At 73.9% G+C, this 11,478-nt stretch carries 10 protein-coding genes and 1 pseudogene; 4 read left to right on the forward strand and 7 right to left on the reverse strand.

The window, feature by feature from the left end; genetic code table 11:
• Window positions 1–22: 22 nt before the first annotated feature.
• The 4 genes from lpdA to deoC all read right to left on the reverse strand — a co-directional run bounded on the left by lpdA (window position 23) and on the right by deoC (window position 4,992).
• Window positions 23–1,429: a dihydrolipoyl dehydrogenase gene (lpdA, locus tag ACI794_RS00060; protein WP_456615421.1), complete on the reverse strand. Its 1,407-nt coding sequence runs from the start codon at window positions 1,427–1,429 to the stop codon at window positions 23–25.
• A 122-nt stretch (window positions 1,430–1,551) separates the two neighbouring features.
• A complete protein-coding gene (locus ACI794_RS00065; protein ID WP_456604264.1) occupies window positions 1,552–2,424 on the reverse strand; it encodes an aldehyde dehydrogenase family protein in 873 nt (290 codons plus the stop codon).
• 73 nt (window positions 2,425–2,497) lie between these two features.
• Complete coding sequence (locus ACI794_RS00070) at window positions 2,498–3,976, reverse strand: aldehyde dehydrogenase family protein (protein ID WP_456615422.1); 1,479 nt, start codon at window positions 3,974–3,976, stop codon at window positions 2,498–2,500.
• Between the two features lie 5 nt (window positions 3,977–3,981).
• Window positions 3,982–4,992: a deoxyribose-phosphate aldolase gene (deoC, locus tag ACI794_RS00075; RefSeq protein WP_456604266.1), complete on the reverse strand. Its 1,011-nt coding sequence runs from the start codon at window positions 4,990–4,992 to the stop codon at window positions 3,982–3,984.
• A gap of 416 nt (window positions 4,993–5,408) precedes the next feature.
• On the opposite strand from deoC, the pseudogene ACI794_RS00080 reads away from it, so the two are divergent.
• From ACI794_RS00080 to ACI794_RS00095, 4 genes and pseudogenes are all read left to right on the forward strand, one after another.
• Window positions 5,409–6,149 (forward strand): annotated as a pseudogene (locus ACI794_RS00080) (DUF222 domain-containing protein); the annotation flags it as partial.
• A gap of 170 nt (window positions 6,150–6,319) precedes the next feature.
• Entirely contained in the window at window positions 6,320–6,517 is a 198-nt protein-coding gene (locus ACI794_RS00085; protein ID WP_456615588.1) for a hypothetical protein, read from the forward strand.
• 76 nt (window positions 6,518–6,593) lie between these two features.
• On the forward strand, window positions 6,594–7,217 hold the full coding sequence (gene upp / locus ACI794_RS00090; protein WP_456580698.1) for a uracil phosphoribosyltransferase: 624 nt from the start codon (window positions 6,594–6,596) through the stop codon (window positions 7,215–7,217).
• A gap of 2 nt (window positions 7,218–7,219) precedes the next feature.
• On the forward strand, window positions 7,220–8,110 hold the full coding sequence (locus ACI794_RS00095; RefSeq protein WP_456615423.1) for a Gfo/Idh/MocA family protein: 891 nt from the start codon (window positions 7,220–7,222) through the stop codon (window positions 8,108–8,110).
• A 27-nt stretch (window positions 8,111–8,137) separates the two neighbouring features.
• Here ACI794_RS00095 and ACI794_RS00100 read toward each other — a convergent pair whose 3' ends face one another.
• From ACI794_RS00100 to ACI794_RS00110, 3 genes are read right to left on the reverse strand one after another with little or no spacing between them, the layout of a single operon-like run.
• On the reverse strand, window positions 8,138–9,766 hold the full coding sequence (locus ACI794_RS00100) for a phospho-sugar mutase (protein ID WP_456615424.1): 1,629 nt from the start codon (window positions 9,764–9,766) through the stop codon (window positions 8,138–8,140).
• Entirely contained in the window at window positions 9,763–10,617 is an 855-nt protein-coding gene (locus tag ACI794_RS00105; RefSeq protein ID WP_456615425.1) for an NAD-dependent epimerase/dehydratase family protein, read from the reverse strand. The genes ACI794_RS00100 and ACI794_RS00105 overlap by 4 nt, the downstream gene beginning before the upstream one ends.
• Complete coding sequence (locus ACI794_RS00110; protein ID WP_456602863.1) at window positions 10,614–11,423, reverse strand: purine-nucleoside phosphorylase; 810 nt, start codon at window positions 11,421–11,423, stop codon at window positions 10,614–10,616. Before ACI794_RS00110 ends, ACI794_RS00105 begins: the two co-directional genes overlap by 4 nt.
• Window positions 11,424–11,478: the final 55 nt, after the last annotated feature.

Below are 11,478 nucleotides of genomic sequence, written 5' to 3' on the forward strand. Positions count from 1 at the left end.
TCTCCGGGCCGCGCGGGGGGTCTCAGAGGTTGATCATGTGGCCGGCGAGGCCGTGGATCGCTTCCTGCAGCCCCTCGCTGAGCGTGGGGTGGGCGTGCACGTTGCGGGCGAGCTCGGTGGCGGTGAGGTCCCACTTCTGCGCGAGCGTCAGCTCGGGGAGCAGCTCGGTGACCTCCGGGCCGACCAGGTGCCCGCCGAGCAGCTCGCCGTAGGTCTCGTCGGCGATCAGCTTGACGAAGCCGCCGGGCTCGGCCAGCCCCTGCGCCTTGCCGTTGGCGGTGAAGGGGAACTGGGCGACCTTGACCTTCCAGCCCTTCTCGTCGGCCAGCTCGCGGGCCTGCGCCTCGGTGTAGCCGAAGCTGGCGACCTGCGGCGAGCAGAACGTGGCCCGCGGCATCATCACGTAGTCGAGCTCCATGGTCTCCGCGCCGGCGATCGTCTCGGCGGCGACGACACCCTGGGCCTCGGCGACGTGGGCGAGCATCAGCTTGGCGGTGACGTCGCCGATGGCGTAGACGTGCGGCACGTTCGTGCGCATGCGCTCGTCGATCGCGATCGCGCGGACGCGCTCGGTCAGCTCGACGCCCAGCTTCTCCAGGCCGTAGCCGTCGACGCGGGGCTGGAACCCGATCGCCTGCATGACCTTGTCCGCGTGGAGTTCGCGGGTGCCCTTGGCATCGGAGACGGTGACCGTCACCTGATCGCCCGTGTCGTCGATCCGCTCGACCTTGGTGGAGGTGAGCACCTCCACGCCGAGCTTGCGGTAGGCCTTGGCCAGCTCCTTGGAGACGGCGGCGTCCTCGAGCGGCAGCATCCGGTCGGCGTACTCGACGATCGTGACCCGCACACCGTAGTTGCGGAGCACGAAGGCGAACTCGACCCCGATCGCGCCCGCGCCGGCGATGATGATGCTCGCCGGCAGCTCGCGGCTGAGGATCTGCTCCTCGTAGGTGACCACGCGCTCGGAGAGCTCCGTGCCCGGCAGGAACCGGGTGTGCGCCCCGGTCGCGATGATCACCGCGTCGAAGCTGACGGTCTCCTCGCCGCCGGCGTTCAGGGCGACCTTCAGGGTGTGGGGGTCGGTGAAGGTGCCCCAGCCGTCGATCTCGGTGATCTTGTTCTTCTTCATCAGGAAGTGCACGCCCTTGACCCGGCCCTCGGCGACCGTGCGGCTGCGGTCGAAGGCGGCGCCGAAGTCGAAGGAGACGTCGCCGGAGATGCCGAAGGTGTCGGCGCCGTCGCGCACCAGGTGGGCGAGCTCGGCGTTGCGCAGCAGCGCCTTCGACGGGATGCAGCCCACGTTCAGGCACACACCGCCCCAGTACTGGGACTCGACCACCGCCACGCTCTTGCCGAGCTGGGCGGCGCGGATGGCGGCGACGTACCCGCCGGGGCCGGCACCGAGGACGACGACGTCGAAATGAGGCACGGGGCGAGGGTAGTGCGACGGTGGCCGGTGGCCTCCCCGAGGTCACCGGCCACCGAGACGGGTGGAACGGCCCCCTCCCGGGCCCCCCGGCCTGCGAGAGGTGAGGAGGAGGGGGTCCTTCATCAGACGCCCATCGGATGCCACACCGTCTTCGTCTCGAGGAACGGCGTCATGCGGGAGAGGCCCGGGTCAGCGGTCCAGTCCGGTTCGGTGACCGGCGGGCGGACGACCCGCTTGATGGTGCCGGCGGCCTCCCGCTCGAACTCCATCGCGCGGCCGGCCGGGGCGCCGGTGAGGTCGATGGCGTCGACGTCGGCGTGCTCGGCCAGCCACGGGCCGAGCTCCTCGGCGTCGCCGGTGAGCAGGTTGACCACACCGCCGGGCACGTCGCTGGTGGCGAGCACCTCCCCGAGGGTGACGGCCGGGATCGGCCGCTCCTTCGACGTGACGACGACGGCGGTGCAGCCGGTGGCGAGCACCGGGGCGAGCACGCTCACCAGGCCGAGCAGGCTCGACTGCTGCGGGGCGAGGACGGCGACGACGCCGGTCGGCTCCGGGAGGCTGAAGTCGAAGTACGGCCCGGCGACCGGGTTGGCCCCGCCGAGGACGGACGCCAGCTTGTCGGTCCAGCCGGCGTACCAGACCCAGCGGTCGATGGCGGCGTCGACGGCGGCGCGAGCCTTCCCCGCCGACAGCCCCTCGCCGTGCGCGACCTCCTCGCAGAACTGGACGTGCCGGCCCTCCATCACCTCGGCCACGCGGTAGAGCACCTGGCCGCGGTTGTAGGCGGTCGCGCCCGACCACTTGGGGAAGGCGGCCCGGGCGGCGACCACGGCGTCCCGGGCGTCCTTGCGCGAGGCCCGGGCGGCGTTGGCCACGAAGTGGCCCTTCGCGTCGGTGACCTCGTAGGTGCGGCCGGACTCCGAGCGCGGGAAGGCGCCCCCCACGTAGAGCTTGTAGGTCTTCCGGACGGCGAGCCGGTCGTTCCCGATCACTGGTCAGCACCCTTTCCTCTGGGGAGCTTTCGCGCGCGCTGCGCTCCTCGCTCGCCGGCGCTCGCTGCGATGCTCACTTGCTGTCAGCTCCCGTCAGGTAGGCGGCCAGCCCGTGGCGGCCGCCCTCGCGGCCGTAGCCGGACTGCTTGTAGCCGCCGAAGGGCGACGTCGGGTCGAACTTGTTGAAGGTGTTGGCCCAGACCACGCCGGCGCGGAGCTGGTCGGCGATCTTCAGGATCCGCGACCCCTTCTCGCTCCAGATGCCCGCCGACAGCCCGTAGGTGGAGTTGTTCGCCTTCGCCACGGCCTCGTCGGGGGTGCGGAAGGTGAGCACGCTGAGCACCGGGCCGAAGACCTCGTCGCGGGCGATGCGGTGGGCGGGGGAGACGTCGGTGAAGACCGTGGGCGGGAACCAGTAGCCGCGCGCGGGCAGCTCGCAGGCCGGCTGCCAGCGCTGGGCGCCCTCCGCCTCGCCGATGTCGGAGAGCTCCCGGATGCGGGCCAGCTGCTCGGCGGAGTTGATGGCCCCGATGTCGGTGTTCTTGTCCAGCGGGTCGCCGATGCGCAGGGTGCCGATCCGGCGCTGCAGCGAGGCGATGACCTCGTCGTGGATCGACTCCTGCACCAGCAGCCGGGAGCCCGCGCAGCAGACGTGGCCCTGGTTGAAGAAGATCCCCTGGACGATGCCCTCGACGGCCTGGTCGATCGGGGCGTCGTCGAACACGATGTTCGCGGCCTTGCCCCCGAGCTCCAGCGTCAGCTTCTTGCGGGTGCCGGCGACGGCGCGGGCGATCGACCGGCCGACCTCGGTGGACCCGGTGAACGCGACCTTGTCGACGTCGTCGTGCTCGACGACGGCCCGGCCGGTCTCCCCGGCGCCGGGAACGATGTTGACCACGCCCGCGGGGAGGTCCGCCTGGCGGCAGATCTCGGCGAACAGCAGCGCGGTGAGCGGGGTGGTCTCGGCCGGCTTGAGGACGACGGTGTTGCCGGTGGCGAGCGCGGGCGCGACCTTCCACGCCAGCATGAGCAGCGGGAAGTTCCACGGGATGACCTGGCCGGCCACGCCGAGGGGCTTCGGGGCCGGGCCCAGGCCCGCGTGCTCGAGCTTGTCGGCCCAGCCCGCGTGGTAGAAGAAGTGGGCCGCGGCCAAGGGGACGTCGACGTCGCGCGACTCCCGGATCGGCTTGCCGTTGTCCAGCGACTCGAGGACGGCGAACTCCCGCGCCCGCTCCTGCAGCAGCCGGGCGATGCGGAAGAGGTACTTGCCGCGGTCGGCGGGGCGCATCGGGCCCCACGTCTTCTCGAAGGCCCGGCGGGCGGCGCGGACGGCGCGGTCGACGTCGGCCTCGCTCGCGGCGGAGACCTCGCTGAGGACCTCCTCGGTGGCCGGGTTGACCGTCTTGAACGGCTCGCCGGTGCCGTCGACGAACTCGCCGTCGACGAACAGGCCGTAGGAGGGGGCGATGTTCACGATCGAGCGTGACTCGGGGGCGGGGGCGTACTCGAACACGGACGTGGGCCGGGCCGGGCTGGGCGGGGGAGTAGGCATTGCGGTCAGTCCACCGTGACGTAGTCGGGGCCGGAGTAGTGGCCGGTGCGCAGCTTCTGCCGCTGGAGGAGGAGGTCGTTGAGCAGGCTGGAGGCGCCGAACCGGAACCAGTCGGGGTCCAGCCAGTCGGGGCCGGCCGTCTCGTTGATCATCACGAGGTGCTTGATGGCGTCCTTCGTCGTCCTGATGCCGCCGGCGGGCTTGAAGCCGATCTGGCGGCCGGTGGCGATGCGGAAGTCGCGGACCGCCTCGAGCATCACCAGGCCGACCGGAAGGGTGGCGGCGGGGGTGACCTTGCCGGTGGAGGTCTTGATGAAGTCCCCGCCGGCGAGCATGGCGATCCAGGAGGCGCGGCGGACGTTGTCGAGCGTCTTCAGCTCACCGGTCTCGAGGATCACCTTGAGGTGCGCGGGGGTGCGGCCGGGAGGGGAGCACGCCTCCTTGACCGCGACGATCTCCTCGTAGACGTCGAGGTAGCGGCCGGTCAGGAAGGCGCCCCGGTCGATGACCATGTCGATCTCGTCGGCGCCGTTCTCGACGGCGTCGCGGACGTCGGCGAGCTTCACCGCGCGGCTGGCGCGACCGCTGGGGAAGGCGGTGGCGACGGCGGCGACGTGGATGCCGGTGCCCTGGAGCGCCTCCCGGGCGACGCCTGCGAGGTCGCCGTACACGCAGACGGCGGCGACCTGCGGCGTCGTCGGGTCCGAGGGGTCGGGCTGCCGGGCCTTGGCGGCGAGGCTGCGCACCTTCCCCGGGGTGTCGGCGCCCTCGAGGGTGGTCAGGTCGACCATCGAGATGGCCATGTCGATGGCCCACGCCTTCGAGGTGGTCTTGATCGACCGGGTGCCCAGCTGGGCCGCGCGCGCCTCGGCACCCACCTGGTCCACGCCGGGCAGGCCGTGCAGGAAGGCGCGGAACGCCGCGTCGGAGCGGGTCACGTCGTCGTACGGCGGCGACGGCGCGTGCACCGCGGAGGTCGCCCCGGGGAGCGCGTCGGGGTCGAGGACGTGGGTCATGCGCGCCATTCTCCCCTGCCGTGCGCCGGTCCCCGAACCCGCTCACCCTGCCGGAGCAGGAGGACGCGACCGAGGGTGGTCGATCCGTCCGCCGAGGCGTCCTGGGCCGGTGGGGACGTCGGCGATCCGCAGGGGCATGGGGGTGCAGGCCCACCTTCGCGACGCAGGTTCCTCGTCGCCGTTCCGCCCTCCTGGTGATCAGTGGACAGGCCGCTGAACTGGGGATTCGCGCTACGGGTGTCGTCCACGAGCGGTAGTATTCGCACATGCGTTCGACAGGTGCGTCTGATGCGCTCGCCCGGTTGGTGGCCGCGCTGGATGACCTGGCCGGCGAGCGGATCGAGGGTGCGTTCGGGCCGCAGCTGATCGAACGGCTGGCCCCGCTGCTGGTGGCCGGGAACCGGCTGACCACCGAGATGGCCCGCACGGTGCGGCAGTGCGAGCTCACTGGGGCCGCCGAGCACGACGGGCAGAAGACGATGGCCTCCTGGCTGCGCGGGCACGCCCGGTACTCGTCCGCCGCCGCCTCCCGGCTGGTGAGCACCGGACGGGCGATGGAGGCCCTACCGGCGGTCGCCGCCGCGGCCGCGACCGGGGCCCTGCCGCCGGAGGCCCTGGCGGTGATCGCCCCGGTGGCCGCCCCGGCCAACCTGGCCGCCGCCGCAGCCCAGGGCGTGGACCTGGCCGGGGTGGACGCGGCGCTCGCGGAGGTGGCCGCCACCCGCCCGCACGCCGAGCTGCGCCAGGTGGTGGCCCACTACCTGGCCCGGCTGGACCCCGACGGCCCCGAGCCCGATCCCACCGAGGGACGCTCCCTCACCTTCGTCGAGCACGCCGACGGGTCGGTCTCCTTCCGCGGCGAACTGGACGCCGTGGGCGGGGAGAAGGTGCAGGCCGCGCTGGAGTCGGTGGTGCAGGCCGACCGGCCCGCCGGGGACATGCGCACCCGGGCCCAGCAGCAGGGCGACGCGTTCGTGCAGCTCGCCGACAACGCCCTGGCCGCCGGCGCCCTGCCGGTGCTGCGCACCCACAAACCCCAGGTGGTCGTCCGGGTGGACCTGGAGGACCTCATCGACCCGGACGCCGGCCCCGGCGCGGCCACCCTCGGCTTCGGCGCCACGATCTCCGCCGCCCGGGCCCGCTGGCTGGCCTGCGACGGCACCGTCACCCGCATCGTCATCGGCCCCGAAGGCCAACCCCTCGACGTCGGCCGCGTTCGGCCCCTTCGCAGGGGCCCGCCGCGAGCTTGCGAGTGGCGGGGGGCGGAGGGGTCCTTTCGTTCGCAGGCTGCCACGCCCCCGCCCACTGGTGCGACGTCCACCACATCGTGCACTGGGCCGACGGCGGGGACACCTCGCTGGAGAACTCAGCCCTGCTCTGCGAACGGCACCACACCAAGATCCACCACGGGTTCCGCGTCGAACGACAACCCGACGGCCGATGGCGCACCTACCGGCCCGACGGCACCGAGATCCTCGTCCTCCCCCGCATCACCGCGGAGTCGGCCAATTCCCGCGCGGGCTGAGCCCTGTCTCGTGTGCACGACGGGGGCTGCGAGGACGGCGCCCGGCTCTGCCGTGCCGGCCGATACGGTGTCCGGCGTGCAGCTGACCGTCGTCGACCACCCGCTGGCCCGTGCCCGTCTCTCCAAGATGCGTGACGAGCGGACGGACAACGCCATGTTCCGCGCCGCGCTCCGCGAGCTGACGCAGATGCTGGTCTACGAGGCCACCCGCGATCTCGCCATCGCGGAGGAGCCGATCACCACCCCGGTCACCACGACCACCGGGTACCGGCTGGCCGCCCCGCCGCTGATCGTCCCCGTGCTCCGCGCCGGTCTCGGGATGGCCGACACCGCGCACGGGATGCTGCCGGAGTCCCAGATGGGCTTCGTCGGGCTCGCCCGCAACGAGGAGACCTTCCAGCCGGAGGCGTACATGGCCTCGCTGCCCGAGTCGCTGGTCGGCCGCGACGTCTTCGTGCTCGACCCGATGCTCGCCACCGGCGGCTCGCTCGTGCACTGCTGCGAGCTGCTCACCGCCCGGGGCACGACGTCGATCACGGTGCTCTGCGCCCTCGCCGCGCCCGACGGCCTCCGTCGTCTCGAGGAGAGCGGCCTGCCGCTGCGGGTGTTCACCGCGAGCGTCGACGAGGGGCTCAACGACAAGGCCTACATCGTCCCGGGGCTCGGCGACGCCGGCGACCGCCAGTTCGGCGCGGTCTGACCGTGAGGTTCGGGGTGCTCGGCACCGGCTTCTGGGCGAAGGAGATCCACGCGACCGCCTTGGCCGGGCACCCCTCCGCCGAGCTGGTCGGCGTCTGGGGCCGTGACGTCGCCAAGGCGGAGGCGGTGGCCGCCGACTTCGACGTCCCCGGCTTCGCCGACCTCGACGAGCTGCTGGAGCAGGTCGACGCCGTCGCCATCGCGCTGCCGCCGCACGTGCAGGCGCCGCTGGCCGAGCGCGCCGCCGCCGCGGGCAAGCACCTGCTGCTCGAGAAGCCCGTCGCCCTCGACGTCGCCGCCGCCGACCGGGTGGTCGCCGCCGTCCGCGACGCCGGTGTCGCCTCCGTCGTCTTCTTCACGTTCCGCTTCCAGACCGCGACGTCGACCTGGCTCACCCAGGCGGCCCGCACGGAGCTCGCCGGCGGTGCCGGGTCCTGGTTGTCGTCCATCGCCGGCTCCCCGTTCGGCGCCTCGTCGTGGCGGCAGCAGCACGGCGCGCTCTGGGACATCGGCCCGCACGCCCTGTCGCTGTTCCTGCCGGCGCTGGGGCCCGTCGTCGCGGTGCAGGCCGGGGCCGGGCTGCACGACACCGTCCACCTGGTGCTCACCCACGAATCGGGGACGGCCTCCACCGTGACCCTGTCGCACACGGTGGCGCCGATGTCGACCGGCATCGAGTTCTTCGTCCACGGCGACGCCGGCCGGCTGGTGCTCCTGCCCGATGTCGAGGCCCCGGTGGACGCCTTCGCCGTCGCCGTCGACGAGCTGACCTCCGCAGCGATCGCCGGTGGCACCCACCCCTGCGACGTGGGGTTCGGCCGGGACGTCGTGGCGGTCCTGGCGACGGCGGCCCGCGCCCTGGACACGGGGTGCCGCGAGCGCGTCCCGGGGTGACCGCCGCGACGTCGCGGCGGCAGGGGGTCACAAGCCCAGCGCCGCCTTCATCTCCGCCCGCAGCTGGTCCAGCTCGTCGGCGCCGCGGCCGCGTGCGGCGATCAGGCCGGCGTCGTCGTGCACCGGGACGACCGTCTCCAGGTACGCCTTGAGCTTGGGCTCGGTGCCGCTGGGCCGGACGATCACCCGCACGCCGTCGCCCAGCAGGCGGACGGCGTCCACCGGTGGGGTGGACCCGGCGAGGTCGGCGAACTCCACCGGCCGGCCGAGCAGCGACGACGGCGGCCGCGACCGCAGCCGAGCCATCGCCCCGGAGATGACCGAGAGGTCCTCGACCCGCACCGACAGCTGGCCGGTGACGAAGAGGCCGTGCTCGGTGGCCAGCTCGTCCAGCCGGTCCAGCACCGTGCGGCCCCCGGCCTTGAGCTCCGCCGCCAGCAGGGCCACCGCGAGCGCCGCCGAGATGCCGTCCTTGTCCCGCACCACCGACGGAGCCACCGAGTAGCCCAGCGCCTCCTCGTAGCCGAACACCAGCGGCGCGGCGTCGGAGCCCGCGCGCATGATCCACTTGAAGCCGGTCGGGGTCTCCTCCGACGGGACGCCGTGCGACTCGGCGACGACGTGCATCAGCGAGCCGCTCACCAGCGAGGACGCGTAGGTGCCGCGCACCCCGCGGCGCAGCAGCCAGTCGGCCAGCAGCGCCCCCACCTCGTCACCGGTCAGCTGCCGCCCGCCCACGACCACCGAGCAGCGGTCGGCATCGGGGTCCTGCGCGATGGCGACGTCGGCCCCGGACCGCTCGGCCAGCGCGGTGAGCAGGTCCACCGCCCCGGGCTCCTCCGGGTTCGGGAAGGCGACCGTCGGGAACGCCGGATCGGGTGCGTCCTGCTCGGGCACGCCGGCCGGCTCCGCGAACCCCGCTGCGGCGAACACCAGCCGGGTCGTCGACGCGCCCACCCCGTGCATGGCGGTGTACGCCACGCGCAGCGCCGCCCGGTCGGCGGCCGGCACCCGTTCGGGATCCAGCGCCCGCACGACCGCCGTGACGTACTCGGCGAGGACGTCGTCGCCCAGGACCCCGTGGCCGCCGGCGAGGGGGATCTCCCGCGCGGGGCCCACCGCGGCGATCGACTCCTCGATCGCGCGGTCGGCCGGCGGCACGAGCTGCGCCCCGCCCCGCAGGTAGAGCTTGTAGCCGTTGTCGTCGGGCGGGTTGTGGCTGGCGGTGACCATCACCCCGGCCGCGGCATCGAGCTGCCGGACGGCGAAGGCCAGCACCGGGGTGGGCAGCGGGCGCGGCATGAGCTGCACCTGGAACCCCAGCACCGAGAACACCTGGGCCGAGAGGAGGGCGAACTCGTCGGACCGCCGCCGTGCGTCGAAGCCGATCACCACGGTCCCGCCGCCCTCCCCGGTGTCCAACAGGTACCGGCCCACCCCGGCCGCGGCGCGCAGCACCACGGCGGCGTTCATCCCGGCCGGTCCGGCCCGCAGCGGACCGCGGAGCCCCGCCGTCCCGAAGGTGAGCGGACCGGAGAAGCGGCGGGCGAGCTCGGCGGTGTCGCCGGCGTCGACCAGCGCGAGGATCTCCGCGCGGTCGCCCTCGTGCGGATCGGCGTCGGCCCAGGCGCGGGCCTGCGTCACGACGTCGCTCACAACCGGCCCCCCGCCGCCTCGACGTTCTCGGCGTCGAACTCCGGCAGCGTGTACTGGCCGCCCACCCGCGCGTGCACCGGGTCCTCGGGGTCCGGCTCGCCCTGGGCCGCGATGAGGGCCTCGGCGTACACCTCGGCGTCGTCGGCCGGCTCGTAGCCGATGGCGCGCGCAGCGGCGAGGTCCCACCAGTTGCGGGTGTTGGCCGAGACGCCCCACACCACCGTGCAGCCCGGGTCGGGCGTCCGCAGTGCCGCGTCCACCAGGGAGACGGTGTCGGCGGGGGAGAGCCAGGTGGCGAGCATGCGCACCGTCGTCGGCTCCGGGAAGGCGCTGCCGATGCGCAGGCACACGACCTCCATGCCGTACCGGTCGGCGTAGAGCGACCCGAGCGCCTCCATCGCCACCTTGGCGACGCCGTAGTAGGTGTCCGGCCGCGGCGGCGCGTCGACCTCGCGCAGCAGCCCCTCCGCGGGGCGTGCGGTGAAACCGCTGGCGTGGTTGCTGCTGGCCAGAACCACGCGCCGGACGCCGGCGCGGCGAGCTGCCTCGACCGTGGCGTACGTGCCCTGGATGTTCGCGTGGCTGATCGCCGGCCAGGTGGACTCGCCCACGACGCCGGCCAGGTGGACGACGGCCGCGGCGCCCCGCAGCGCACCGGTCATCGCGTCGAGGTCGGTGACGTCGGCGACCAGGTGCTCCTCGCCGGGCCGGGGCTCGGGCACCGGGACGACGTCGAGGCTGCGCACCGCCCACCCGCGCTCGGGGAGCCCGCCCCGCAGGACCGTGCCGATCCGCCCGGCCGCGCCGGTGAGGACGACCGGGCCGGACGGCGACGCCTCGTGGCCGGTCACGGCAGCCGCTCGATGAGCCGCACCAGCAGCTCCCCGAGCCGTCCCGCGGCCGCCTTGCCCGCCGCGAGGACCTCCTCGTGGTTCAGCGCCTCGCCGGTGATCCCCGCGGCGGCGTTGGTGACCATCGAGAGGCCGAACACCTCCGCGCCCGCGGCCCGGGCGGCGATCGCCTCCAGCGCGGTGGACATGCCGACGAGGTCGGCGCCCAGGGTGCGCAGCATGCGGATCTCGGCCGGCGTCTCGAAGTGCGGGCCGGGGAGCTGCGCGTAGACGCCCTCGGCCAGCGAGGGGTCGAGCTCCCGGGCGATCGCGCGCAGCCGCGAGGAGTAGAGGTCGGTGAGGTCGACGAAGTTTGCGCCCACGAGCGGGGAGCGCGCGGTCAGGTTCAGGTGGTCGGAGATCACCACGGCCTGGCCGACCCGGTGCTCGGGGGCCAGCCCGCCCGCGGCGTTGGTCAGGACGACCGTCCTCACGCCCGCGGCGACCGCCGTCCGCACCCCGTGGGCGACCGCCTCGACGCCGCGCCCCTCGTAGTAGTGGGTGCGGCCGAGGAAGAGCAGCACCTTCCGCTCGCCGACCCGCACCGAGCGGATCTCGCCGCCGTGCCCGACGACGGTCGGGGCCGCGAAGCCGGGCAGGTCGCCGATCGCCACCGACCCGGCGGCCTCGCCGAACGCGTCGGCGGCGGGTGCCCAGCCCGAGCCCATGACGACGGCGACGTCGTGCGGGCCGCCGAGCGCGGTGGTCAGGGCGTCGGCCGCCTGCGCGGCCAGGGCGGTGGGGTCGGTTCCGGGGAGCTCGCTCACGCAGGGACGCTAACGCAGCCCGGGAAACGCGGTGGATGTCCGCCGCGCCCGGTGG

It is taken from the genome of Blastococcus sp. SYSU DS0541, from assembly GCF_054050875.1.